This window comes from Haloferula luteola (assembly GCF_014201715.1).
GTDB classification, from domain to species: domain Bacteria; phylum Verrucomicrobiota; class Verrucomicrobiia; order Verrucomicrobiales; family Akkermansiaceae; genus Haloferula; species Haloferula luteola.
The window spans coordinates 67163-93413 of the sequence record NZ_JACHFD010000016.1 but is presented as its reverse complement, the minus strand read 5'-3'; the positions used below and the strand labels follow the sequence as shown (position 1 = coordinate 93413).

Genomic DNA, 26251 nt, shown 5'->3' with positions numbered 1-26251 from the left:
TTCCCGCGGGGCGAATCGGCATCGACGCGAAGCCATCCGGTGGCCCTATCGCTTTGATTGCACACGTGAAACCGCACGCAACCCTCGAGGCCAACGAAGCCGTCTCCTCCGTGGCCTGCCGCCTGAGTGAAACGATTGCCATCTATCCGATCACTCCCAGCTCACCGATGTCCGAGCTGGCGGATGTCTTCGAAAGCCGCGGCCAGAAAAACATCTGGGGCGCGACGCCGCGAGTCATCGAGATGCAGAGCGAAGGTGGCGCCAGTGCCGTGTGCCACGGCACGCTTCAAGCCGGTTGCCTGTCCACCACCTTCACCTCATCGCAAGGGCTGCTGCTGATGATTCCTGCGATGTATAAAATCGCCGGAGAACTGACTCCCTTTGTCATGCACGTCGCGGCCCGCTCGCTGGCCACTCACGCCCTGTCCATTTTTGGCGACCACCAAGATGTCATGTCGGTTCGCCAGACAGGCTTCGCGCTGCTCGCCTCCGCCTCCGTGCAGGAAGCGCAGGACCTGTCGGCCATCGCCCACAGTGCCACCCTTGCCACCCGAGTTCCTTTCCTCCACTTCTTCGATGGATTCCGTACTTCGCACGAAGTCCAGAAAATCGAAATCCTTCCCGACGAGGTGCTCCATGGCATGATGAACGAGGACGACCGCCTCGCCTTCTACCAGCGGGCGCTGACCCCCGACGCGCCCACGGTCCGCGGCACCGCCATGAACCCGGATGCCCACTTCCAAGCACGCGAAGCCTGCAACCTCTTTCACGATGCGGTTCCCGCCAAGGTGCAGGCGGCCATGGATCGCTTCGGAGAACTCACCGGACGCCACTACCATCTGTTCGACTACACGGGTGCAGCCGATGCCGAGAAGGTCATCGTGGTCATGGCTTCCGGAGGTGAGACCGTGGATGAAACCGTCAAGTACCTCACCGCCCGCGGTGAAAAAGTGGGAGTGATTCGCGTCCGCCTCTATCGACCTTTCGATCAGGCCGCGCTCCTTGCGGCGCTTCCGCGGACGGTCAAAGCCATCGCCGTCCTCGACCGCACCAAAGAGCCGGGAGCCCCAGCCGAGCCCTTGCACCTGGATGTTTCCGCGGCCCTCTCCGAAGCCCTCGAAACTGGCACCTTGCCCTTCCCCATGCCCCGCCTGATCGGCGGTCGCTACGGGATCTCCTCCAAAGAATTCACTCCCGCCATGGTCAAGGCGGTCTTCGACGAACTCGACCAGCCTCGGCCCAAACGCCGCTTCACCGTCGGTATCGAAGACGATGTCACCCATCTTTCGCTCGCCTACGATCCATCGTTTTCGATCGAATCCGACCAAGTCGTTCGGGCGGTATTCTGGGGGCTCGGCTCCGATGGCACCGTCGGCGCCAACCGCAATTCCATCAAAATCATCGGCGAAGAAACCGACAACTTTGCCCAGGGTTACTTCGTCTTTGATTCCAAAAAGTCCGGCGGCGTCACCGTTTCCCACCTTCGCTTTGGTCCCGAGCGCATCCGGGCCCCCTACCTCGTGACCAACGCCAGCTTTGTGGCCTGCCATCAATTCGGATTTCTCGAGAAATTCGACGTCCTCGAACCCGCAGCCCATGGCGCGACGGTCCTCCTCAATGCTCCGTATGCGCCCGATCAATTGTGGGACAAACTGCCACTCGAAGCTCGCCGGGCGATGGTCGAAAAGGACCTCAAAGTTTATACCATCAACGCCTTTGAAGTGGCTCGAGAGGCCGGCATGGGAGGTCGCATCAACACCGTGATGCAAACCTGCTTCTTCGCCATCTCTGGTGTTTTGACCCGCGACGAAGCCATCGCCAAGATTCAGGACGCGATTCGAAAAACCTACGCCAAGAAGGGCGATGAGGTCGTCCGCCGCAACTTCGCCGCGGTCGACATCGCCCTGCAACACCTCCATCCCGTTCCCCTCCCAGGCACCCTTGAGGGCCCTCCCCGCGCCGCGGTCGTGCCCGACGATGCACCCGATTTCGTCAAGCGCGTCACCGCAGTGATGATGGAAGGAAAAGGCGACCTTCTTCCGGTCTCCGCCTTCCCTCCCGATGGCGTCTGGCCGACCGATACCACGCGCTGGGAAAAGCGCGCCATCGCCCACGAGATTCCCGCTTGGGAACCGGACCTCTGCATCCAGTGCAACAAATGCGTCATGGTTTGCCCCCACGCCGCCATTCGCGCCAAGTTCTACGACAAAGACGAACTCGGATCCGCTCCAGAGACCTTCAAGGCCGCCGACTTCAAGATGCGTGATTTCCCAGGATCCTCGTACACGATCCAAATCGCCCCGGAAGACTGCACGGGCTGCAAACTCTGCACCGTCGTTTGCCCCGCCAAGGACCGGCAACAGCCAAAGCGCAAGGCGCTCAACATGACCCCGCTGCTTGAGGTGCGGGAAACCGAACGGGAAAACTTCGACTTCTTCCTCAACCACCTCCCTGATCCCGACCGGGCGCGCCTGAATCATGGGGAAGTGAAATCCTCACAGTTCCTGCGTCCCCTTTTCGAGTTCTCGGGAGCCTGCGCGGGTTGCGGCGAAACTCCCTATCTGAAGTTGCTCACCCAACTTTTCGGGGACCGCCTGCTCATCGCCAATGCCACCGGGTGTTCCTCGATCTACGGAGGCAACCTTCCCACCACTCCCTATGCCAAAGATGCCTTCGGGCGTGGACCTGCGTGGGCCAACTCGCTGTTTGAGGACAATGCCGAATTTGGTTTCGGAATGCGCTTCGCCGTCGATCAGAAAAACGACGCCGCAAGAGGCCTGCTTTCCCGCCTGGCGCCGCAGATAGGCGACAGCCTGGTTCAAGAGATTCTGGACGCCGATCAGACCGACGAACCCGGCATTGAGGCCCAGCGCAAGCGGATCGCCACGCTCAAGGAAACCCTAGGCGGCATCTCCACCCCTGAGGCTGCGGCCCTGCGCTTGCTCGCCGACTATCTGGTGCGCAAATCCGTTTGGATCGTAGGCGGCGATGGCTGGGCCTACGACATCGGCTACGGAGGACTCGACCACGTCCTCGCCCAGGGCCGCGACGTCAATGTGTTGGTGCTCGATACCCAAGTCTACTCCAACACGGGGGGACAGGCGTCCAAGGCCACTCCGATCGGCGCCGCCGCGAAATTTGCCGCCGCTGGCAAGTCCAACGCTCCCAAAGAACTCGGCCTCATGGCCATGCAATATGGCAACGTCTACGTCGCCCGTGTCGCCATGGGAGCGAAGGACAGCCAAGTCGTCAAAGCCATGCGGGAGGCCGAGGCCTGGCCCGGCCCGTCGCTGATCATCGCCTACAGCCATTGCATCGCCCATGGCTTCGATCTCTCGCTCGGCATGGACCAGCAGAAGCGTCTTGTGGATAGCGGGCTTTGGACCCTCTTCCGCTACGATCCCCGCCGGATTTCCGAAGGACAACCCCCGCTCATCCTCGACTCGAAGGAGCCCAAAGGGACCACCGCCGACTTCATGCGCAATGAAACCCGCTTCCGCATGATCGAGAAAATCAATCCGCAACGCTTCAAGGAACTGGCCGATCATGCCCAGGAAAGCGCCCGCCACCGTTGGAAACTGCTCGAACAAATGGCCGCGATTCATTTCCCGGAAGAAGCCGCTGCCACCACCACTGAGGAAGAATCCTGAACTGCCCGAGAACCATGAACCTTGAAACCACCTACCTCGGCCTCACCCTCCCGCACCCGATCCTTCCGGGAGCCGGTCCTCTCACAGGAGACCTCCGCAAAGTTCGCCAGCTCGAAGACGTCGGCGCGCCGTGCTTGATCATGAACTCGCTTTTTGAGGAGCAGATCGTCAAAGAGCAACGCGCTGCCTTTGCCGCCATCGACGAGGCAGAGGACAGCTTTGCCGAAGCCCTCAGCTTCCTTCCTGAGCCAGAAGACTACTGCCTAGGTCCCGACGAATACCTCTCGCGCATTGCCCACATCAAAGCCGCAGTCGACATCCCCGTCATCGCCTCCGTCAATGGCATCAGTCCTGATGGGTGGCGGGAGTATCCACAATTGATCGCCGCCGCTGGGGCCGATGCTCTTGAGGTCAACCTCTACCATTTGTCAGCAGACAAGTTCGAAAGCTCAGCGGAGGTGGAAGAACGGCTTCTCGAATCCGTGCGGGCAGCGCGCGAAGGCATCGAGATCCCCATCGCGGTCAAACTCCCTCCTTTCTTCACGTCGATTCCTCATTTCGTATCGCGCTTGGAAGAGCTCGGCGTGCAGGCCGTGGTGCTGTTCAACCGATTCTACCAACCGGACATCGACATCGAAGAGCTCCGCACCGAACCCACCCTGCGCCTCTCCACCTCCGCAGAGCTCAACTTGCGGCTCCGCTGGTTAGCCATTTTGCATGGCCGCACTGGACTCGACCTCTCCCTTAGCGGTGGCATCCACGAATCCCATGACGTGATCAAAGGCCTCATGGCAGGAGCAACCACCGTTCAAACCGTTTCCGGCCTCCTTCTCCACGGACCCGCCCACTTGAGAAACCTCGTAGATGGCGTGATCGAATGGATGCATGAACACGAGTACTCTCATCTCGACCAACTTCGGGGCTGCATGAGCCACCAAAATGCACCGGACCCGGAAGCCATTGAGCGCGGCAACTACGCCATGGTTTTGCACAGCTGGACAGCCGATTGACCGACCCGACACTGCTCACGCATCGCCCTTCTGCAAAGCGGCGACTCAAGACATCACAGCCTCCTTTTGCCATCGCGGAACGGGGGCTTTTTTGCGGACAGGTCCGAGCCGCCCGGTGCAGAACCCGCCTTCATCGATCATCCCAGAATTCGTGAATGAATGACTTGGTATCCTTCGATCCTATCGCTAACCCATGAAGCTCTGACCTTCCTATCATGACGGACAATCCCTACGCCCCCCCTGCATTTCCTGCCACGCTTCCTCCCGCCACCGACGACATTTCCCGCCATCTCGCCGGTCTCCAGTATCCCCTCCAACTCAGCTTCAAGATTCTCGCCCTGGCCACCCAGGCCACCGTCACCGATGCCAACGGCAGAACCGTCTTTTACACCAAGCAGAAGATCTTCAAATTCAAAGAGCACGTCGAAATCTTCACCGATGCCACTCGCGCGACTCGATTGGCCGAAATCAAAACCAACAAGGTAATCGATTGGTCGGCCCGATACTTCTTCACCGACTCCCAAGGACAAGCCATCGGTTCCGTGGGACGCCGAGGATGGCGCTCCCTTTGGAAAGCCCACTACGAAACCTTCAATCCTGGCGACGACACCCCGGACTTTTCCCTTCGCGAGGAAAACCCTTGGTCGAAGGTCTTTGACTCCCTGCTCGGGGAAATTCCCATCATTGGGCTCCTCACCGGCTACCTCTTCCATCCCCGTTACCGAGCCTCCCGTATTGATGCGCCTGCCGTCATGCATTTGACAAAAAAGCCGGCCTTTTTCGAAGGTCGATTTCTCATCGAAAAATGCGGCGACCTCACGCCACGGGAAGAGCTCAATCTCATGCTCAGCTTCCTCATGCTCGTGCTGTTGGAACGCCGCAGAGGCTGAGCCCCTCCTCCCCTCCAAAAAAATCGCGCCGCTCCCCGAAGGAGGCGGCGCGATGGATCCTTCCTATTGGGGTCAGCGGTCGACTCGGGCGGAACCTCCACCGACCAACTTCTTCACCTCGTCCACGGTTGCCATCGTCGTGTCACCCGGTGTGGTCATCGCCAGGGCACCATGTGCCGCACCATATTCCACCGCCATTTGGGCGTCGTTGAATTCCATAAAGCCATAGGCCAAACCCGAAGCGAACGAGTCGCCTCCTCCCACGCGGTCGTAGATTTCCAGCTTCGGACGATGCGTGGCTTCAAAGAAGCGACCATCGTGCCAGCAAATGGCGCCCCAGTCGTTGACCGTCGCCGTGTGAACATCGCGGAGCGTCGTCGCCACAACTTGAAAGTTCGGAAAATCCTTCACGGCCCGCTGGATCATATCTTTGAAGCTGTCCACTTGCAGGCCGGTCACGTGTTCACTCACCCCTTCCACCTCGAAACCAAGGGAAGCCGTGAAGTCTTCCTCATTTCCGATCATCACATCCACGTATTTGGCGATCTCTCGGTTGACCTCTTGGGCCTTGGCCTGACCACCGATGCTCTTCCACAAACTCGGCCGGTAGTTCAGATCGTACGCGACGATCGTGCCATACTCCTTGGCCTTCTTGCAGGCTTCAATTGTCAATTCCGCCGTCGTTTCTGAGAGCGCGGCAAAAATGCCTCCCGTGTGGAACCAGCGGCTTCCCTGCTTGCCAAAAACATCATCCCAATCGACGTCGCCCGGTTTCATCTGGCTGGCCGCCGTGAGTCCTCGGTCGGGCGTCCCTTTGGCACCTCGCACGCCGAATCCTTTCTCCGTAAAATTCAGCCCATTGCGGACTTCCCGGCCAATTCCATCGAACTTTTTCCACTGCACATAGCGGGTATCCACACCGCCTTGCAGGATGAAGTCTTCCAGCAACCGCCCCACGTCATTGTCCGCAAAGGCCGTCACCACAGCCGCCCGCTTGCCAAAGCAACGGCGGAGGCCCCGTGCAACGTTGTATTCTCCGCCACCTTCCCAAACATCAAAGCGGCGAGTGGTGCGGACACGGCCGTCGCCAGGATCAAGGCGAAGCATGATCTCCCCGAGGGAAATGATGTCGTAAGCAACGGATTCAGTGGATCGAAGGGTCAGAGACATGATGATTTTGTGAGAAGCTCGAAGCGAAAATCAGAATTCGGAGGTCGTGAGAAAAGTTCATTCTTCCGCGCTCGGCACCACGCCATTCGCACAGAAAACCGGCCCTTCCCCCTGGAGAAAGTTCACCAGGTTGGTCACCGCCTTCATCGCCTGCCGAGGAACACTCTCGAAAGTCCGCGAGCCGATGTGCGCCGTGACCAAGGCTTTGGGATGGCTGAGCAGGGGGTGCGCCGGATCCGGTGGCTCCTGCTCCATCACATCCGTTGCGTAGCCAGCCAGCTTTCCCGAATTCAAGGCCTCTAGAACAGCCTCCGTGTCGACCAATTCTCCGCGCCCCGTGTTCACCACGATCGCCTCTGGCGGCATCATGGCCAATCGAGCTCGATGGATCATGTGATGCGTCTCAGCAGTCAGCTTCGTGTGCGGGCTGATGATGTCGCAAGTCTCGAAAAGCGAATCAAGGGAGCGGTGACGCGTCACTCCTTCGCGAACACAAAAATCTTCGGGCCAGAAGTTTCCGTATCCATGGACTTCCATGTCGAATCCACGGGCCCGCTTCACCATCTCTTGGCCAATCCGACCCATTCCGATGATCCCGATCTTCTTCCGCCAAAGCTCATGCCCGGTCAACCGCAACCACCGACCCTCCCGGGTGGCATTGACGGTCTCCACAAGGTTGCGATACAAGGCCAACATCAAACAAAACGTGTGTTCAGCAACGGTGGTATGATTGACCCCGGGTGTGAACATGACCGGGATCCCGAACTCCTTCGTCGCCGCGATGTCGATCTTGTCCAATCCGATCCCATATTTCGCGATCACTCGAAGCCGCGGAAGGCTCTTCTCGATCACTGCGCGGGTGATTCCGTCGTCCCCACACAGGAACCCATCAAAATCACCTGCCAACTGCAGCATCTGCTCCTCGCTGAGGGGACCCCGTTCCCGGACAATCTCATACCCCTGGCTTTCAAGGAATTCATGATGAGGCCCCGGAGTATCTTGAAAACTGCAAGTCGTAAGGAGAATTCGCATCGGCATGGCTCGGCCCCGCCATTCCAGCACACCCAAGTTGTCATACAAGTCGGAAATTTGACATGCGCTTTCCATCGTCACCAAGTCGGCCATCTTGGATGAATTGGATGAGAATCCGCACCGCGCTGCTGCCCGCTTTCGGGCTCAGAGAACTCTGCTCGAGCGGACTCGTGAGGGTCAACCGACCTTCCCTAACCACCGCATCTTCTTCGTGTCTTTACGAAACTTTCATCTGAAACTCACTTGTCAAAAGCCCCCCTTAGATTGTTTAAATTCCACCGTCATGACGGCCACCCCCTTCCTTATCCGCACTGCGGTCATCGGTCTATGGGTCGGCACCTTGGGAATGACGACTGGATGTCGATCCCGTTCGACCGATACCGCATCCCGCGATCCCCTTTGGTGGTCTCTGGAAGCCGAACGGGTGAACCATGAATCTGAACTCAATCTCGCCCGCTATCGATGGAGCGAACTCGAAGCAGTTCACCGCGCCGGGGAAGCTGCGGCCCAACGCCTGCAATGCGCCTCCGACCAAAAGGCACATCTTGAGCAACGTCGCATCCAACTCGCAGAGGAAGTTGCCGAATTGAAAGCCTCCAATGAGCGCTGGCTTCAGGCACGCCTCTCGGAAATTCGCCACTCCCATGAAGGCATTTCCCTTCCCACCTTGCAGTCCAACGCGGGCAAAACTTACCACGATGTCACCATCCAACAGGTGAGCAAAGCCGGAGTCGAGTTCCGTCACGCCACAGGGCTCGCACGCCTGACTGCTCGCCAACTCACCCAGGATCAGCTCGAATCCTTTGGCATCGATCCCGTGCAATCCTACGCCGTCGTGCGGCAGGAAACTCTCGCCCATGCCCGTTATGTTTCGAGGGTGGAATCTGCCGAGATTCTCCATCAACAGGAGCAACGAAAACAAGAGCACCAGAGGGAACTGGCCATCGCAGAAGCCGCACGGGACCGCGCTCTTCGATTTTCTCGCGAGCTTGCCCAAATCGATTCCCAACCTCGGTCCGCGCTCTCCGAAGCGCCACGGCGTCTCGGTCGCGACCGGACAGCGGCCCGGGTCTACGGTACGCCCATCTATCGGAATGCCTATGGTTCCTACTCCTGTTCCGCAGCAGCCCAAGGCCGACAACCTTACGGACTCGGCGCCGCGCGGATTCTCAGTCTTCGCAATGGACGAGTCTATCCCGACACCATCAACGGTCGGGCCCTCGCGGGACCCTTCGTGTCGGTCCACTATGGCCGCCCCGCCTACCGTCCCCCCACCTGTATTTACCCCTACCGACGCTGATGCAACCACGCCAAAGACGCCTCCTCGCCATCACTCTCACGGGCCTCGCTGCCTTTGCCTCCATCTCCTGTAAGGAGGATCCTGAACTGGTTCGCCAACGGGAAGAGCAACGCGCGGAAATCAACAAGCTCGAAGGAGAACTCAATCTTCTCGACGAAAAACTCAGAAATGCCCCTGCCGACCGCCGGGGCGAGCTGATTCAGGTCCAAGCCAAGGCCAAGAACCTCGAAGCCGAAGTCTCCAGCCTCGAAGAGAACATCATCTCTCTTGAAAAAGAGAAAAAGGATCTCGAAGACCAACTCAAAGACTACCAGCGCAAATATCCTCTGCGCTGATCTCCCTCCATCCCCAACTCCTGATTCAAAACTCTCATTTCCATGGGCAGCACCGATCTTTTCTCCAGCAGCTACGGCCCGGGAGTCGTAGGCACCTTCATGGCACTCATCGTCCTCCTTGGTTTCGGAGGACTCTACATGATGGTCGGCGATAACTACCTCAAAGGAGGCCCTCCGATCGAAGCCGTGATCGCGGAGAACGCCAACGATATCTCCCACCTTAAAAAATCGATTTCCGCCAGAACCGCCTCTCTCGCAGAACATGACGTCATGAAGAAAGCGGGTTTCGAACTCCAGCGGCTCGAAGTCACCACCGGCGAACTCGAAAAGCGAGTGGCCCATCTCCAATCAGAGGTGGCCACCAACCAAGCCGAAATCGATCAGGTGAACTCCGCTTTCGAAGACTACAAGGCTCGCTATCGCGAATCCGCTCGCCTTTCGATGATCGATCGTGTTTTCGACGAACTCCGCGGCAGCGACGGCACCGTCTACAAGAACGTCAAAGTCACGAGCATTGATCCGGTTCGACTCAATTTCAAACACGACAACGGGATCGGAAAAGTCAGCCTTTCTGACCTCCCGGCCGACATCAAAGACTTCCTCCAATTCTCCGAAGTCGAAGCCACCGACCACGCCGGCAGCGAACAGATGGCCGATGCCGCTCTCGGCGACGCCGTCAAAATCGCCCAACAGGAAGACAAAGTCATCCGGCTCGAAAATGACGTTCGCGAGCAACGGAACGAGCTGGAAAAAGCCCGCAGTAGCCTCGACCGGGCTCGTCGTGCCATCCCCGTCCACGAACGCAGTATTCGCCAAAAGCGCATGGAAATCGCCTCCGAGCGGCAAAAATCGGGAGTCTCACGGGTCCCCCAAATGAAGGAAGAACTCAGCCAAATGGAAAGCGCCCTGCGGAAAGTCCAACGCGCCATTCCTGATCTGACCCGGACCATCTCTGAACTCACTGATAAAGTCTCCGAGACGGAAAAGAACATCGTCGAGGCGCGCAGCAAACTCGCCCGACTTCACGCAGGGGAAAAGGAATAACCTGACGCTTCCATGGAAGAAAGTCATCTCGGCATCTTCGTTGTTCTGTTCGGTATCATCGCCCTAGTGATGGGAGGCATCGGCATCACCACGATGTCCGACCAGAAATCCACACGCTTGAGCCAATCCGCCGCCCTCACTCTCGAGATTGATAGCAATCAAGATCGCCTGAAATCCCTTCGCGAAGAGATCAGCTCGAAAACGCGGACAGCGGCCGAATACGAAATCGAAGGTCGAAAGCTCGAAGCCACCCTCCAGCAATCCCGTATCGAAGTCGCCAGTCTGCAACTCCGCCAGGAATCCTTGGCACAGAAACGAACTGAACTCGTCGAACAGATTCCAGAGATCCGCCACGATCTCGCTGCGGCACAAATGGCGAAAAAAGAAGCGCTCCGTCGCTCGATGATTGGCGCCTATCTTGGGGATGTTTCGACCACTCGTCGGACCTATCGCCAGGTCCGAGTCACGGGCTTCGAACCCGGCGCCATGCGGATCGTTTGCCAACGCGGACCGGCCACACTCCCTCTCAGCACCCTACCTGCAAATCTCAAAGAGCGCATCGGCTGGGACCCCATCGAAGAGGATCTCGAACGGCAGATTCCACGCACCGACCGCACTCCGTCCCCGAATATTGGCAAGGCGGCAGCACCCAGCGAGGCGGATATCGCCCGCGCTCAAGCCGACTTTGCCTCCGCCAAAGCCGAGATGGACCAAACCCAACGATCCCTCGAAGAGGCGCAATCTCAAATCGGAGGATCGCGCAAATCTCCTCCAGGGAGCCTTGAAACTTACCAAGAACGCGCCCAGCGACTGAGCCGCCTCCTTGAGCAACAACGCCTCCGCTACGAAGACTCTCGGAACACCCTGATCAGGGTTCACCCGAACGACTCCCTTTTGCGGCGCTGAGCGCTGCCCATCACTAGGGAGCCGCTCCCTTCACGGTCGGCTGCCTCAAAGATCCTTGGAAGAAAACGTATTTTGCGGATCGAACGGTTCTCCCTGATAGCCTTTCATGAACCACCTCATGCGTTGTTCCGAAGTGCCATGGGTGAAGGCATCGGGGACGACGTGACCCTGCGCTTGGCGCTGTAACGTGTCGTCGCCGATCGCATGGGCAGCCGTGAGAGCCTCTTCGATATCCCCATCCTCCAAGAATCCGGACCTCTGCTGCTCATGACGAGCCCACATCCCCGCGAGGAAATCGGCCTGCAGCTCCAGACGCACCGAGAGTCGGTTGCCCTCAGCTTCACTCAATCCCTGCCGGGCACGTTGCACTTGGTCGGAGATTCCTAGTAGGTTCTGAACATGATGGCCGACCTCATGAGCAATCACGTAAGCTTGGGCAAAGTCTCCCGGAGCGTGAAAGCGACGCGACATCTCATCGAAAAACCCAAGATCCAAATACACTCGCTTGTCAGCTGGGCAGTAAAAGGGCCCGACCTGAGAACTCGCGAATCCGCAACCGCTTCGCGTGGAACCTGTGAACAGCACCAAATCCGGAGCTTCATACCGCAGCCCCATGCTTTCAAATTCCTGCGCCCAAACATCCTCGGTCGAAGCAAGGATCTTTGAAGCAATTTCCCCCATTTGGGCATCCTCTTCCGTGAGGGCCGAAACTTCCGATGACGTCGCGCCTCCCTCCAAAGCTCCCGTCTGTTGCAGCAACTCCAGAGGGTTCTTTTTGAAAACGATCGCCGCAATCACGATCAAGATCAGCATGCCACCGCTCAGCTTGAATCCCCCTCCCCCAGGTCGGCCTCTCCGATCTTCCACATGCGAGCTCTGACGGCGTCCTTCGAGTTTCATAAGGTTGAGGCTCCCAACCTGCCATCAACCCTCCGCCCCGGCAAGCTCCTGCTCTCACGCGGACTCCAAAGGACACCTGCCTATTGTAATCGCGCATTCTCCGCCATCGGATAGAAAGGAAACCGATCCAACCCTCTACCCATGAAACCCGAGTTTCTCTGGCTGCTAGCCGGTGTCGTCCTCATCCTCGCTGAATTTGCCGCACCCGGCTTCATCATCTTCTTCTTCGGCGTCGGCGCCATACTGGCCGCCCTCACCACTTGGCTAGGCTGGACCCCTGAACTGGGCTCGCAGTCCCTCGTATTCGGGCTCTCGTCCTTTGCCCTTTTGTTTGGCCTTCGCCGCTTCGCCAAGTCCGCCTTTGTCGGCCGCTCGGATGTCGATCATGCCGATCTTGATGACGACTTTACCGGGCGCGAAGCACGCGTCCTCCGCGACATTCCCGGAGGCAGTGCCGAAGGCCGGGTAGAAATCAAAGGAGCCGAATGGAAAGCCCGCTCCACCGATCCCATTCCCGCCGGAAAAGGCGTGATCATCGTCCGCCGCGAAGGCCTCACTTTGTACGTTCGCTCACTCTAACCTCCATCCACCCATGATTCCTATTCTCGCTGATCTCACTTTTCCCGCGATCATTGGCATCGCGTTCGTCATCCTCGCCGTCGTTGCTCTGATCAAAACCGCTCGGATTGTACCGCAAAGGCAGGCCCACGTCATCGAGCGTCTCGGCAAGTATCACAAAACTCTCGAGGCAGGCTTCCACATCCTCGTCCCCTTCATCGATCGGGTCGCTTACAAGCACACCCTCAAAGAGGTCGCCGTCGACGTCCCTTCTCAGATGTGCATCACCAAGGATAACATCTCCATCGAGATTGACGGTGTCCTCTACATGCAGGTCCTCGACGCCAAGGCTGCCTCCTATGGGATCGACGACTACTTCTTCGCCGCTTCCCAACTTGCACAAACCACTCTGCGGTCCGAAATCGGCAAGATCGAACTCGACCGCACCTTCGAAGAACGGGAGACCATCAACGCCTCTGTCATCGAGGCTCTCGACAAGGCCTCCGAACCCTGGGGTCTCAAAATCACCCGCTACGAGATCGCCAACATCAAACCGCCTCAATCCGTACAGGACGCCCTTGAAAAGCAGATGCGTGCTGAACGCGAACGCCGCGCTCAAATCGCCCTGTCTGAAGGTCAACGAGAGTCCCAAATCAATGTTGCGGAAGGGGAGAAGCAGGAACAGATCAAGCGTTCTGAGGCCAAAAAGCTCGCCCAGATCAACGAAGCCGAGGGCAAAGCCCGAGAAATCGAACTCCTTGCCAATGCGACCGCGGATGGCATTCAACGCATTGCTCTCGCGATCGAAGCCCCTGGCGGGCAAGCGGCCGTGAACCTCCGCATCGCCGAACAGTATGTGAAAGAATTTGGCAATCTCGCCAAGCAAGGCACCACACTCATCGTTCCTCAGAACCTGTCCGACGTCGGTGGCACGGTGGCCTCCCTCGCCAAGATCCTCAAAGACACCACCGCATCTCCAGAGGCATTGCCGAAGCCCATGGCTCCGCCGCCCTTGGGCTGATCGGGTCTTTTTCCTCGAAGGGGAGGCTCGCAATGGGCCCCCCGGAGTGAGGACCTCCCGGGGATTCCTCGCCCGGGTCTTGCCTCGGCGAACTTTGACAGTCAAAAAGGGGGCTCCAAGCTCCCTTTTCCCCATGCGAATTCTCATCACCGGCGGTGCCGGGTTCCTCGGCTCCCACCTCTGCGAACGCCTTCTGCGTGAAGGCCATGAAGTCATCTGCCTCGACAATTTCTTCACCGGACGCAAAGCCAACATCGCTCATCTCCTTGAGAATCCCTACTTCGAGCTCGTCCGCCATGATGTGATCGACCCTTTCAAATTTGAGGTCGATCGGATCTACAACCTCGCTTGCCCCGCCTCTCCCCCCCACTACCAACACAATCCCATCAAAACCACCAAGACCTCGGTGATGGGTGCCATCAACTGCCTGGGGCTTGCCAAGCGGATTGGGGCCCGGGTTTTCCAAGCATCCACCTCAGAAGTCTATGGAGACCCCGAGATCCACCCTCAACCGGAAAGCTACCGTGGATGCGTCAATCCCATCGGCATTCGCGCCTGCTACGACGAAGGAAAACGGTGCGCCGAGACTCTCTTCTTCGACTATCACCGCCAAAATCAGGTCGATATCCGCGTGGTTCGTATCTTCAATACTTATGGACCGCGGATGCTCCCCGACGACGGACGGGTCGTGTCCAACTTCATCGTTCAGGCCCTGCGTGGCGAAGATCTGACCATCTACGGCGATGGCAAGCAGACGCGTTCCTTCTGCTATGTCGACGACCTCATCGAAGGATTCATCCGCTTGATGGAGCACCCCACCCTGACGGGTCCCGTCAACATCGGAAATCCAGGGGAGTTCACCATGCTGGAACTCGCAGAAAAGATCCTCACCAAAGTCGGCGGCAAATCGAAGCTCACCTACCATCCGCTTCCCGGCGACGATCCCATGCAACGCCAACCGGACATTTCTCTGGCGAAATCCGAACTCGGATGGGAGCCGACCATCGACCTGGATGCGGGGCTCGATCGCACCATCCCATACTTCGCCCAGCTTCTCGGCAAGTAAGCTCGCGGAGATTGCCAATCGGTGCGAATCCCCGATGCTCGGCCCGTGCAGAATTCTCCTCTTGGCTTTTTTGACTCCGGCATCGGCGGCCTCACCGTCGTCCGTGCCGCTCAAACTCTTTTGCCCCATGAGGACATCGTCTACCTCGGGGACACGGCTCGCGTTCCCTATGGATCCAAAAGCCCCGAGACGATCCGCCAATTTGCCTCGGAAGACGTGCAATGGCTCCTCAACCATCAGGTGAAGGCGATCGTCGTCGCTTGCAACACCGCCACCGCCCACGCCCTTCCTTTTCTGCGCGAGACTTTTCGGACCCCGATCATTGGGGTCATTGAATCCGGGGTGGAGGCCACTCTCGCGGATCCGGAAACGGACCGCGTCGGAATCATTGCCACCCGCGGCACCGTGCGCTCCCACGCTTACCAGCACGCCCTCGCTCAACGCCGCACCGGTCTCATCATTCATGCCCAAGCGGCTCCATTGCTGGTTCCTCTCATCGAAGAAGACTGGCTCGACCACCCTGCCACGCAGGCAGCGCTCCACACCTACCTCGACCCAATGGTCGATAAAGGGATCGATGCCTTGTTGCTCGCCTGCACGCACTACCCGCTCCTCATTCCGACCCTACGGAAATTCCTTCCTCCCGACATTCGCCTGGTCGACTCGGCAACCACCTGTGCCGAACATCTCAAGACCCGCCTCGCCGAGCTGAATCTCCTCAACTCCTCGAACGAACGCGGAAAACTGCAGATTCATCTCACGGACCTCTCTGAACAGTTTGAACAACTTTCCCGACGTTTCCTTTCCCATTCTCCGGGAAAAATTCGCCGTGCAGTGCTTTGAGCGCCTTCCGCGATTCCTCCGATTCGACGCCCAGAACTTTTCGTCTCGGCGATCCCCGAAAACTCGCCTTCCTACGAACACGGGAGCAAATTCCATGAAGTTCTGACAAGGTCGGCGAGGTTGGCCACCATGCTAAGAGCGATCCTTGCCTTCACGATTCTTTCCTTGAGCCCAACAGCCTTTGCTGGAGAAGCCGAGTTCCGTCTCGAACCCATTCAAGGCAATGTCTTCCGATTCACTGCGGGCCACTATCATTCCATCGTGATGCCCACACCGGAAGGGTGTTTTGTGGCCGACCCGATCAGCCCCGAGGCCGCGCGGTGGTTGAAAAATGAGATTCAACAACGCTTCGACACCCCCGTTCGCTATCTTGTCTACAGTCACAATCATTTTGACCACACCTTGGGAGGAGAGATCTTCGACGAACCTTCCATCACCTGCATTTCTCAAGAACTTGCACGCGAAGATTTGGTCCGGACCCGCACCGAAACTCGGATTCCCGACCTCACTTTCAAAGATCAACTCACCCTCCACTTGGGCGACAGCCAGGTCCACCTCCGCTATCATGGATCCAACAATGGCCGAGGGTCGATCAGCATGAAATTCATGCCCGCGGATGTCCTTTTTGTCGTCGATTGGATCGTTCTCGGGCGACTCCCTTACATGGACCTAAAAGGCTACGACATCCATGGCATGATCGACTCGACCCGAGAGGTGCTCGACATTCCTTTCACGACCTTCGTCGGCGGCCATGGTCGAACTGGCGACCGCCAGGATGTCGCGCGCTATCTGGGATATCTGGAGGCACTCTATGGCCGAGTCGTTGAAGCTCGCCGCGCAGGCCAGACACTTGCAGAAATGCAGAAGTCAATCCGCCTCGTTGAATACAAGGAGCTTGATCGCTATCAGGAATGGCTTCCGCTGAACATTGAAGGGGTCTCACGAACCCTCGACGATCGTTCCTATCTCGACATGCAAATGGAGCGCTAGGAACTCGGCACCGAGTCACCCTCTGGGTCCGGATAGTGGATCCCATATTTGGCGCTGGAGACCACGATTTCGTCCCACACAGGTCCGCCATCCCGCTTCCAAAGATCCGCCATTTCCGAGAAGAAATGCTCGAAACCCGAAGGCGCCGTGTGGATCAGCTGCCTCAATACCGTATCCCCCACATTCCGAAAGGCGTGCAGCGCCCCACGGGGCGCAAAGACCGAATCTCCCGCTACCGCGAGTTTCCACTCGCCATGAAAAAAGAACTCCGCCCGCCCCTCAAGCACGTGAAACCACTCATCTTCCCGATCGTGGACGTGCGGCGGGGGGCCCCCGCCAGGTGGCGTCTCCAAATAGAAAGCCGTATAGCGCCCTTCCGTTTGGACGCCTGTAAGACAAAAACGGGCCCTGTCTCCGAACGCCTCCATCTCCGGCATTTCTGAAGCGTGATGGATTCCAGAAAACGATTCCATTGGATTTTGGGTTGGATTCATCAGTGGACCCAAAATCTCATGCCCCGTTTGGGGCGACTTGCGCAAGCACATCTCTCGATCCTCCGAAAACCGACTCAATGGAAGTCCCTTGAAATCCCCTAGGGAGGACTCGCACTGCGTGAATTCTCTCTGCAAATCAGTGGGACGAGGCCCCCTTCGCACCTTCTCCTCGATCGAAGCGAAGCGTCACCACTCCTCCCTCATTCTCAATTCGGATGGAAGATCCATCCTCCGATTGACGGACTCGGCTATCACCACAATCTAGGCCATATTCAAAACCTTGGTGCCGATACCGAATGTGATGATCGTCCAGACTCGCCACGGGGATCTTGCGCTTGGCCGCCGCCCTCAGATCCAGCCCCCAATTTTCGCTTTGTTCAGATTCCACCAATTCGATTCGCACTTGGTCCGGATCACACTGAATGTTCCACACCCCACCATCGTCAGCGCCAACGCTCACTCGCAACGATTCTTCCCCGACTTTTTCCACCACGGGCATGCCGCGGCTTTTTAGTCGCATCTCTCCGGCAAATGGGGCCATCGCGGCCAAATCCCCCTGCTCGCTCCAATGAAATCCGTCGACCACCGGAAGGGTGTCGTATGTGGCGACCGAAGAGTCCTCTTTCGCCTCCAGATACCGCTCTGGATACCTTTCGTTGAAAACGTGCAAATCGCGGATCTTCCAGACATCCCCTGACCAAGCAAAGTTCACCCGATAGAATCGGCTCTCATACCACACACTGCGTTCCGGTGCTCCGACAGCATCCTCCATGGCGACCACGCTGGTTGCAGGCGTATGCGGGAACTGCTTGCGAAACCATGCACCCGATGCCGCAAGAGTCTCCACCCGGATCTCCCCTCGGTCTCTCCACTTCTGCAGCTTCGCATATTGGTCGATCAAACCGTCCTTCATCGCATCCCAACCGAACGAGTTCTCCTGACCCGCCTGCATGTAGGAAAACTCCAAACTCGGCTGCCGAAAATTCGTCTCAAAGAACCAGTCGACCCATGACGGATCTCCTCCTCCAGGTCGATAGACGGGCTCAAGGGTCACCACTCCCTGCCAGGTCCCACCCACTCCATGATCATACTGGTGAACCGGATCACTTCCTAGCATCCGAAACACCGGCACATCCAACTGCAGCTCCCCTCCCTGAGCGGGCATGTAGGCATTCATCCGACTCGGATAATAGGCCTGGTTCCAATAGCCCCCCCACAGCGTGTAGCCGTCCGTTCCGCTCTGATCCTTGCAGTTGCAGGCCGTCTCGACGCCGTACCGGTCATGCACATAGTTCAAGGTCGGGGCGTCCAAAATCCATGATCCCACCGAGCGTGGCAGGAAGCCAAAGACTTCCTCGAACTTGGCCATATAGACGTCCATCAATTGCTTCCGTTGCTCCACAGGATACCCTTGGGTGAAGCCCACGTTCACATGCCAATCCCACGGAAAACGCCCGCGCCACTTCAACCCCGCGGCCTCCACCTGCGGTTGGACGACCTCAAGCCAAGCGCCGATTTCATCGTCCGGCCCCATCTGTTTCTTCAACAGATCGGTGAACTCGGGTCGAATCAACGCATCGTACTGAATCAACCACGTCGTCGGTAGCTGATGCTTGCGCGCCAATGCCAACTGCTGGCGTACCGGCTCCACCAGATCCATGGGCGTGCGCGGTTCAACTCCCCGAATGAAATTCACGATGTTCACCACGTTCGGAGTCTCTCCCGAGGCTGCCGGGGAAACCCCTAACGCCAAGAGAACGATCCAAGCTTTCCAGTTTTTCATCAACGGGCTCTTCATGGGTAGACATGGATAGAGGACAAGGCCCGCACGCCGGAGGTGAAGCCTCGCATCATGGGATAGCCGATAACGCCGGCACCCCTCGAATCTTTCAAATAAGACACGGTCAACACGGCCATCCCGCATCGACCATCCATTGGAATAAACCTCCGACTTCCCTCGTAATTCTCCGGCGCCGAATTGCCCTCATGAACTCTTCTCTCAACTGGATTGCCCTCGTCTCGCTCACCAGCGGTTCTCTATCCTTGGCTCGGGCCGAGGAGCCCTCCACCTGGGTCATGGCGTATTTCCGGCAACGCTATCCCACACGAGTCGAAGTCGACGCCGAGGGTCGCATCCATGAAGTTCCCCTGCCGGATCCCATGCAGGTCGAACAACTCCACCTGGCCCTTAGCTCCGATGGAAGAAATTGGAGCCCCCTGAACGACAATCAACCCATCTGGGATCAACGCCTGCGCGATCCCTTCATCCATCGAGGCAGCGACGGACTGTGGCACCTTCTTGCCACCGGAAGAGCTCCCGGGAAACCTACAGACGAAGGGCCCCACTGCCTACACGCGACCTCACCCGACCTCATTCACTGGTCCCATCGGGAGACCCTTTCCTTGATGAAGGGCGTCAGAAATGACGATGGAGCTCCTGCACGAAATATCTGGGCCCCGGAGTGGTTTCAGGAGGAAGGAGATCCCACGATCACCCTGCTCTGGTCCTCCAGCTTTGAGGATGCCGGGTGGAAAAAAAGTCGACTCTGGATCTCCCAGACTACCGATTGGAAAACGTTCACGCCGGCCCAAGAGTGGTTTGCGCCGGACTACTCCGTGATCGATGGCTCCCTGCTTTCCGCGCAAGGTCGCTACTATCTCTTCCATAAAGAAGAGGAATTCGGTGCAGCAAGCGGCGAGCGGCGCGCCATTCGAGTCGCGGTTTCCGACCAACTTCAGGGTCCATTTGAGGTTTTCAAGGGACCAATCAATGGCGGCCAAATCGTCCCCACCATCACCGAAGGTTGCGCCATCATGCCCGATCCCCAAGGCTCAGGTTGGCTTCTCCTCTATGACTACTGCATGAGCAACGGCTACGGAGCTTCTTCCTCACAGGACCTCCTCCACTGGCAAGCCATCGACAAGGCCCAGTTTCCTCCTGATGCCCGCCACGCCAGTGTCTTTTCCGTAACCCCTCGAGAAGCGGCTGCCTTACAAACCGCCTTTCCGTCATCCCCTCCTCGAGATCTCGAGAGCCCAGAAGGCCGCTGAGCGATGGTCGCCACCTGGGGACCCATATTTTGCGGAATTTCCTATCAGAACCCGAGCTTGCCGGGCGGTGCGAGCGCACCCAGCTTCCTGGCGATGAAGTCCTTTGAAGACGCTTTCCGGGATCAGCTCGAAGCCCTCGACCAAACCATGGAAGCAGGAATTGCCCTCCAACAATTCCGCACCAACCATGCTGAGGTCGCGTGGACTCCGGAAATCGGAGCCAAGCTCAAACCGCTGCTCGACGACATGCTCGGCGCCGCCGCAGAACTCAATCAACGAACCCAGGTGGTCGCGCAGCGGCACACCGAGCGCCTGTCCGAGACGGCGGTTTCTCCAAAGGACGAGCACTCCTGATCCTGTGGTCTCCCCATCCACCACGGACGACGGGAGAAAAAATCACGCGATCTCAAAAAGTTTGAAAATGCCGACCTCCATCTCCGATTGAAGGTATTGATCGCATCAACAAGCTTTCATGAGATTGGAGACGCCCATTCGGGGGAATGGGTCATCCGTGGCGGCCTCGGCCGACTCTGAAAGCAGATCCAAGAAGCGGGCACCTCTGGGGGGAGGTGCCCGCTCTGCTTTTGAGATCCGTTGTCCTTCTTCAGGGGGGACAGAAAAAGGATTGGCGGGACTTGGGGGGAAATTTAGGGGGAGATCGAGGAGAGCCCTGGGGGATGACCCTCTCGACAGGGAAACTCTGGCATTTTCACCGCCCCTTCGACCATGCCGGGATCACGGGCCCGCAATTGGGGGGTCCTGTTCTCCCCCGTCCACTCACGGGTGAACTCGCTCCCTTAGAGCGACCTCCACCTCTTCCGCCCCCCTCCTCCATCGTCCCCGATGGAGCCTCCTGTCCAAAAGAAAGCCCGACATCCGCATCGGATGTCGGGCCCAAAGAGATCGGATGCGAGGCTTCAGTGCTCGCGGCAGAACTGCTCGAAGCGGGTCAGGCCTTCGTTGAGGACATCCAGAGTCGTGCAGTAGCTCAGGCGAATGCCATCATCATAGCCAAAGGCGATGCCCGGAACCGCGGCCACCTTGTAGCGAGACAGTAGCTTGTCGCAGAGATTCAGCGACTTGATCCCCAGTTGTCCGGTGTAGACGAAGAAGTAGAAAGCCCCCTTCGGTTCGACCACGCGGATATTGTGGATCCCCTTGAGACGTTGGAACACGAACTGACGACGCACATCGTACTCTGCCCGCAGGTCATCGAGGAAATTTTGATCCCCGTTGAGCGCCGCCACGCCCGCGTATTGGGCGAAGCTGGTGGCATTCGAAACCGTGTGGTTCTGAATCTTATCGATGGCCTCGGCAATCGGCTTCGGAGCGGCAGTGTATCCCAAGCGCCAGCCAGTCATGGAGTACGCCTTGGAAAATCCATTGACCGTCACCGTCAGGTTGTAGAGGTCTTCGCTGAGCGAAGCGATCGAGTGATGCTCGGCACCATCGTAGGTCAGCTTCTCGTAAATCTCGTCAGAAAGAATGATGATGTCCTCGGAAAGGGCGACCTCACCGATCGCTTCCAATTCGTCCTTGCTGTAGACCGCCCCGGTCGGATTCGAAGGCGAGTTGAGAATGACCATCTTGGTGGCCGGAGTCATGGCGGCCTCGAACTGCTCGGCCGTCAGCTTCCAGCCGTCCGATTCCTTGGTTTCCACGATCACCGGCTTCCCGCCAGCCAGGCGCACCATTTCTGGATAGGAAACCCAATAGGGCGCAGGGATGATCACCTCGTCACCCTCTTCAACGATCGCCAAAATCGCATTGTAGCAGGCCATCTTGGCACCCGCAGTGACGCAGATTTGCTTGGCGTCATAGTCAAGGCCGTTGTCGTTCGCCAACTTGGCCACGAGGGCCTCGCGAAGTTCCGGAATACCACCCGATGGGGTGTATTTGGTCCGGCCTTCCTGAAGCGCCACGATGGCGGCAGCCTTGATGTGTTCTGGCGTGTCGATTTCGGGCTCGCCGCCGGCGAGGCCGTAAACCTCTTCGCCACGGGCGGCCATCGCTTTGGCCTGATTCGTCACCGCCAAGGTGAGCGAGGGATTCACTTGGTGAATTCGGGATGAAATGGAGTCCATAAGAAGCGCGCGGATGGATGGGAACGTTGCGCCCGGCCGAGGCGACATCGCACGCTTTTGTCACCCCTTCCCGGCGGAACGGGGCGGCTTTTCTGACGAGCCCCCGGCCTCGGCGCAAGTGAAATGCTCCCCTAGCCCCGATTCAAACGTCCAAATCCGCCATCCATCCGCCACGGGCCGTGACCCACTTCCCCTTACGGATCACTTGGTTGAAGCCCAAGCCGTATCCTGCCGCCGCTTCAAAGACCCCCCAGGCCTGGCTATGCAGGATTCCTGAAAGCACCAGATCTCCACCCGGTCGGACCATTTTCGCGATCACCGGAAAGGCCTCAATCAGGACGGTCGAAAAGATGTTCGCCAGCACCACGTCGTAAGCCTTCTTCGGTTTCCACTTCAGAATGTCGACCTCACGGGTCTCAATCCCGGCCACTTGGTTGCGAATGGCATTTCGCTCCGTCACCTTCACGGCAAAGGGGTCGTAGTCGCAGGCAAAGGTATCCCCCGCGCCGAGCTTGCGCGCGGCAATCGCCAACACTCCCGTGCCGCAACCGAGATCGGCACAACTCCAACCCGCTTCGCGACTGCGCCCGATATCGACCAGCAGACGCAGACAAGTCGAGGTGGTGGCATGATCGCCCGTCCCGAATGCCATTTCAGGAGGAATGGAGAGAATCTCCCTGCCCGGGAAATCCTTCGCCAAAACCTTGAGCTGAGCCTTGCGGTCCTCCTGAGTCACGAGGAAGCGATCCCGAATCTTGAGTGGAGGGGAAACCTCCATCGGCTTTTGCCAGTCAGCATTCTTCAGCTCACGGACCCGTCCACCAAATTGCTTCATGATCGCCTCGGCGGATTTGCGGGACTCGCAAAAGACCTCCACGCGCAACGATTTCCCCCCTTTGAGGAGGTGGATCACCAAGTTCGGATTGCCGTGGAAGCGTTCTTCCCAGGCATCCATCCATTGCGAACCGGAAAGTTTTTCCCAAACCCACATGCCGTCTTCTCTAACCATCCCCGCCATCGTTTCCAAGTTTGTTCAGGCTCCTCTACCGGAAAAGGCGAAGGGCCACTGGTGCTTACCAGTGGCCCTTCAATGGAGCGGGTGATGAGATTCGAACTCACGACATCAACCTTGGCAAGGTTGCGCTCTACCCCTGAGCTACACCCGCTTGTCTCGCGGCCCGGTGGGCATCGCCGCGAAGGCGTGCGCGGTTTCTACATGGGCGCCGATCAGGCGCAAGAGAAAACTGGAACTTTCTTGCGACTTTCTCCACCCCTTCTTAGCGGTCAAAGTCCTGCCTCTCCCACCAAGCCGCGGCTGCCTGAGGATCCGACTGCGACCATCCCCATTCCAGCCGCTCGGCAGCCTTCTGACGCCATGTAGGATCGGAAATCGCCAGCACCTGGCGGCTCGCAGAAGCCGGATCTTGACCCGCCATGACAGGTATCAAGGCCGCCCGCAGGGCATCTCGCTGCGGCGATGCCGGTTGATCCTCCAGCCACTGAAGCGTTTCCTCTGACTCCTTGCGATACTGTCGGACCCAACTACCGACCAAATCAGAAGGGACCTGGTCCAACTGCGAGTTTCGCTCCATCCACCACTGCAATGCCGGACCATCGTATTCACGATGAATCGCCGCAGCCACCACCACGGCATCCACTTCGGAGGAGTCCCCCGCGATGCCTGTTGGCGCCTCCAAATGATCTTTGAGTTCGACGAGGTGGGTCAGCAATCCCATCGCATCCTCTTCAGGCCAGCCCGTGAGCAGTTCCGCATTCAAGACGGCTCCGTCCCGCGCATTGCCGGTCGACCAGGCAAACTCCACCAATCGATCCCTCAACGCCGGATCGGCGTAACAGGAAGGCGCCCAGGCGGCCAAAACTTGGTCCCGCGAGATGGCCCACGCTTGCCCCCCGTTTTCCGGAATCTTCAAGAACTCTTCCAACGCACGGCCTTCGTCTCGCAGCAGCAAAGGTTCCACCGCAGCGACTCGCAGCCTCTCCCGCAAACCGCCCGGATCCATCAGGACGTCCGACTCCCCGAGCCACGCCAGACAGCTCTCGGGATCATTCTTGGCCCATTCCCTCACGGCGATCTCCAATGCTCGGCCCGAGCCGTCTCGTGCTGCGCGACAAGCCGCCTCCGGATCCCGCTCGAGCCAAAGATTCAAAAGCTGCTGGCGAAGCCGTCGAGCGGCCAGCCCCCTCTCGTCTTTTAGCCATGAATAGGCCTCCGCCAGCTCCTCGTTGGTGAGTTCGTTCCAAGAATCCCTCAGCCCCTCCCAGCGCTCAAAAGAAACGTCCACCCATCCCCCCTTCGCCCATTCGATTCGCCATCGCCTCACCCGCTCGGCCAGCGGCGGTCGTCCCTTCGAGTCGACCTTCATCATCCGAGAAGGAAGAAACTCGGAAGCTGCTGCCGAGGCAGGCAATTCGGACGACAGGAACCATCCTGCTCGCGCACTGCGTCTGCCAAGCTCGTGGGCGACCCAGGCCAACCCAAGGAATCCCCCGATCACAAGAAAACGTACGACCTTCTTTTGCATGTTCATGATCCGAATCGTTTCAGGGTTGCAGCACCTCGCGCATCTCGACGGGAAGTCCCGATCGCCAACGTTGAGCCGACTCCGGGTCCATTCTCTCCCAGCTCTTGAATTGCTCCTGGATGTTTTTGACGCTGGGGTGCTCCGGCGACGCCCATCCTCCGTGATGGAGAAACCAAGTCGTGTAATCTTGAGTCGTCGATGCCACCCATGCGACTTCTCCACGGCTTTCCGCCCACTCGAGAGCTTCCTCGAATCGAGGGTCGCTTACCGCGCCTTGCGCAAAAAGAAGGCGTTTTAATTCACTCTGCCATTGCTCTGGTGAAAGGCTGGCCCAGAGCGCGGCCACGTCCTCAGTGTCACTCCCAAACCTCAGAAGATACTCTTCCCTCCAACCGCCTTCAAAAGCTTGAACCACCTCGCTGGGGGCCCCCGCCGAGGTCATCTCATCTGCCATCTGCATGGCCAGATCAGGAGAGACCGGGTCCAAATGGGCCGTCAGTCCGCGCCCATACTCATTCCATCCTTGGGTCGAACCGTCCATGGCCAATGCCTTCAGGATCGCTTGCCGATACTCCGCTTCCCCTCCGCAATTCTCGATCACTTTCGACAAACTCCTCCAGGACATTTCTCCGAACGCCTCCCGCACCCGCGCCAACCCATTCCGGGGGTCCTCCACGAGCCATTTCTCCGAGACCATCTCCGACGCACAAAAATCGACACCCGGAGCTTGGCTCGCCCTCGCCCAGCGAACCATCGCCTCTCCATCAACTTCCGCCCAGGCGGACAGAACGGCCATCATTCTCATCCCCATCTCTGACCTCGCAGCCCCCACCGTTGGAGCTTCCGCAGAGACGGTTCCGAATTCCGCCACGAGCGCCTTTTCCGCGTCTTCAGCAGCCCCCATCGGGTCCATCTGCGCCCATCGATAGCTCAGCATCGCCGCCAGCACCCCATTCACTTCCCATGGCGTGCCTTTCGGCAAGGAAGACAAAGCCGCCTCAACTTGCTCCAAAGAGAAAGCTCGAATTCGTTTCCAGAGACCCTCCCGCTCCCGCTCCGACAACTCCCGCTGACCGATCTGTTGGCGCCACGCTTCCAAATCATCCAAAACGCTTCGCTGGTCGGCGGAGGTCCGCATCCGGGTCACCCACGGTCGCCATCCCGACTCCCGAGAACCCGCAGCGACCATCTTTCGACGCTCGCCATGATAACCCCACCAAGCCACAAGCCCGAGGAGAAAGAGAAATCCCGCCCCATACCCAAATCGTTTCTTCACTTTCGGGAAATGCCAACTTCCCGCCGATTTGTCTCTCCATCCCCATCTCCGCCATCTTCTCACTTGAAACTTGGAAGCCGAAACTCCG

General features: G+C 58.4%; 23 protein-coding genes and 1 tRNA gene. 14 read left to right on the top strand and 10 right to left on the bottom strand.

Annotation, left to right across the window (positions count from 1 at the left end):
- Positions 1-65 precede the first annotated feature (65 nt).
- The 3 genes from nifJ (at position 66) to HNR46_RS15020 (ending at position 5550) form a co-directional block, all read left to right on the top strand.
- Complete coding sequence (nifJ, locus tag HNR46_RS15030) at positions 66-3650, top strand: pyruvate:ferredoxin (flavodoxin) oxidoreductase (RefSeq protein WP_184020232.1); 3585 nt, start codon at positions 66-68, stop codon at positions 3648-3650.
- A 14-nt stretch (positions 3651-3664) separates the two neighbouring features.
- On the top strand, positions 3665-4660 hold the full coding sequence (locus HNR46_RS15025; protein WP_184020230.1) for a dihydroorotate dehydrogenase-like protein: 996 nt from the start codon (positions 3665-3667) through the stop codon (positions 4658-4660).
- Positions 4661-4875: 215 nt separating this feature from the next.
- Complete coding sequence (locus tag HNR46_RS15020; protein ID WP_221285198.1) at positions 4876-5550, top strand: LURP-one-related family protein; 675 nt, start codon at positions 4876-4878, stop codon at positions 5548-5550.
- 72 nt (positions 5551-5622) lie between these two features.
- Here the strand turns inward: HNR46_RS15020 and HNR46_RS15015 are convergent, their stop codons facing one another.
- Together HNR46_RS15015 and HNR46_RS15010 are read right to left on the bottom strand one after the other, a co-directional pair.
- Positions 5623-6720: a PfkB family carbohydrate kinase gene (locus HNR46_RS15015; protein WP_184020228.1), complete on the bottom strand. Its 1098-nt coding sequence runs from the start codon at positions 6718-6720 to the stop codon at positions 5623-5625.
- A 57-nt stretch (positions 6721-6777) separates the two neighbouring features.
- On the bottom strand, positions 6778-7845 hold the full coding sequence (locus tag HNR46_RS15010) for a phosphoglycerate dehydrogenase (protein ID WP_246418120.1): 1068 nt from the start codon (positions 7843-7845) through the stop codon (positions 6778-6780).
- Between the two features lie 190 nt (positions 7846-8035).
- On the opposite strand from HNR46_RS15010, the gene HNR46_RS15005 reads away from it, so the two are divergent.
- The 4 genes from HNR46_RS15005 to HNR46_RS14990 are packed head-to-tail and all read left to right on the top strand — an operon-like array spanning position 8036 to position 11337.
- Complete coding sequence (locus HNR46_RS15005) at positions 8036-9052, top strand: coiled-coil domain-containing protein (RefSeq protein WP_184020226.1); 1017 nt, start codon at positions 8036-8038, stop codon at positions 9050-9052.
- The gene (locus tag HNR46_RS15000; protein ID WP_184020224.1) at positions 9052-9387 is read left to right on the top strand and encodes a hypothetical protein; all 336 of its coding nucleotides are present in this window, start codon (positions 9052-9054) and stop codon (positions 9385-9387) included. Before HNR46_RS15005 ends, HNR46_RS15000 begins: the two co-directional genes overlap by 1 nt.
- 42 nt (positions 9388-9429) lie before the next feature.
- A complete protein-coding gene (locus HNR46_RS14995; protein WP_184020222.1) occupies positions 9430-10431 on the top strand; it encodes a coiled-coil domain-containing protein in 1002 nt (333 codons plus the stop codon).
- A 12-nt stretch (positions 10432-10443) separates the two neighbouring features.
- Positions 10444-11337, top strand: a complete 894-nt coding sequence (locus HNR46_RS14990) for a hypothetical protein (protein ID WP_184020220.1) — start codon at positions 10444-10446, stop codon at positions 11335-11337.
- Between the two features lie 45 nt (positions 11338-11382).
- Here HNR46_RS14990 and ypfJ read toward each other — a convergent pair whose 3' ends face one another.
- Positions 11383-12237, bottom strand: coding sequence for a KPN_02809 family neutral zinc metallopeptidase (ypfJ, locus tag HNR46_RS14985; protein WP_184020218.1), 855 nt, complete (start codon positions 12235-12237; stop codon positions 11383-11385).
- A gap of 141 nt (positions 12238-12378) precedes the next feature.
- On the opposite strand from ypfJ, the gene HNR46_RS14980 reads away from it, so the two are divergent.
- The 5 genes from HNR46_RS14980 to HNR46_RS14960 all read left to right on the top strand — a co-directional run bounded on the left by HNR46_RS14980 (position 12379) and on the right by HNR46_RS14960 (position 16715).
- On the top strand, positions 12379-12816 hold the full coding sequence (locus HNR46_RS14980) for an NfeD family protein (protein WP_184020216.1): 438 nt from the start codon (positions 12379-12381) through the stop codon (positions 12814-12816).
- Between the two features lie 13 nt (positions 12817-12829).
- Positions 12830-13816 (top strand): SPFH domain-containing protein, encoded by a 987-nt coding sequence (locus HNR46_RS14975; protein ID WP_184020215.1) that lies wholly within the window; start codon positions 12830-12832, stop codon positions 13814-13816.
- Positions 13817-13949: 133 nt separating this feature from the next.
- Positions 13950-14882: a UDP-glucuronic acid decarboxylase family protein gene (locus HNR46_RS14970; protein WP_184020213.1), complete on the top strand. Its 933-nt coding sequence runs from the start codon at positions 13950-13952 to the stop codon at positions 14880-14882.
- A gap of 45 nt (positions 14883-14927) precedes the next feature.
- Positions 14928-15725 (top strand): glutamate racemase, encoded by a 798-nt coding sequence (gene murI / locus HNR46_RS14965; RefSeq protein WP_184020211.1) that lies wholly within the window; start codon positions 14928-14930, stop codon positions 15723-15725.
- 129 nt (positions 15726-15854) lie between these two features.
- Positions 15855-16715 carry an MBL fold metallo-hydrolase gene (locus HNR46_RS14960; RefSeq protein ID WP_221285197.1) on the top strand — a complete coding sequence of 287 codons (861 nt, stop codon included), beginning with the start codon at positions 15855-15857 and terminating at the stop codon, positions 16713-16715.
- Here the strand turns inward: HNR46_RS14960 and HNR46_RS14955 are convergent.
- Complete coding sequence (locus HNR46_RS14955; protein WP_184020209.1) at positions 16712-17209, bottom strand: cupin domain-containing protein; 498 nt, start codon at positions 17207-17209, stop codon at positions 16712-16714. The two genes, HNR46_RS14960 and HNR46_RS14955, sit on opposite strands and share 4 nt — an antisense overlap.
- Before the next feature lie 136 nt (positions 17210-17345).
- A complete protein-coding gene (locus HNR46_RS14950; protein WP_221285196.1) occupies positions 17346-19007 on the bottom strand; it encodes a hypothetical protein in 1662 nt (553 codons plus the stop codon).
- A 188-nt stretch (positions 19008-19195) separates the two neighbouring features.
- Between HNR46_RS14950 and HNR46_RS14945 the strand changes: the two genes are divergently transcribed.
- Both HNR46_RS14945 and HNR46_RS14940 read left to right on the top strand, forming a co-directional pair.
- The gene (locus HNR46_RS14945; RefSeq protein WP_221285195.1) at positions 19196-20260 is read left to right on the top strand and encodes a glycoside hydrolase family 43 protein; all 1065 of its coding nucleotides are present in this window, start codon (positions 19196-19198) and stop codon (positions 20258-20260) included.
- 93 nt (positions 20261-20353) lie between these two features.
- Positions 20354-20614 carry a hypothetical protein gene (locus HNR46_RS14940; protein WP_184020207.1) on the top strand — a complete coding sequence of 87 codons (261 nt, stop codon included), beginning with the start codon at positions 20354-20356 and terminating at the stop codon, positions 20612-20614.
- Between the two features lie 563 nt (positions 20615-21177).
- On the opposite strand, the gene HNR46_RS14935 is transcribed toward HNR46_RS14940, so the two are convergent.
- From HNR46_RS14935 to HNR46_RS14915, 5 genes are all read right to left on the bottom strand, one after another.
- Positions 21178-22344 (bottom strand): aminotransferase class I/II-fold pyridoxal phosphate-dependent enzyme, encoded by a 1167-nt coding sequence (locus tag HNR46_RS14935; RefSeq protein ID WP_184020205.1) that lies wholly within the window; start codon positions 22342-22344, stop codon positions 21178-21180.
- Between the two features lie 142 nt (positions 22345-22486).
- Positions 22487-23353, bottom strand: a complete 867-nt coding sequence (locus HNR46_RS14930) for a 50S ribosomal protein L11 methyltransferase (protein ID WP_246418119.1) — start codon at positions 23351-23353, stop codon at positions 22487-22489.
- 82 nt (positions 23354-23435) lie between these two features.
- Positions 23436-23510 (bottom strand) — tRNA-Gly (locus HNR46_RS14925).
- A gap of 111 nt (positions 23511-23621) precedes the next feature.
- Entirely contained in the window at positions 23622-24893 is a 1272-nt protein-coding gene (locus tag HNR46_RS14920; RefSeq protein WP_184020203.1) for a hypothetical protein, read from the bottom strand.
- 13 nt (positions 24894-24906) lie between these two features.
- The gene (locus HNR46_RS14915; RefSeq protein ID WP_184020201.1) at positions 24907-26163 is read right to left on the bottom strand and encodes a hypothetical protein; all 1257 of its coding nucleotides are present in this window, start codon (positions 26161-26163) and stop codon (positions 24907-24909) included.
- Positions 26164-26251: the final 88 nt, after the last annotated feature.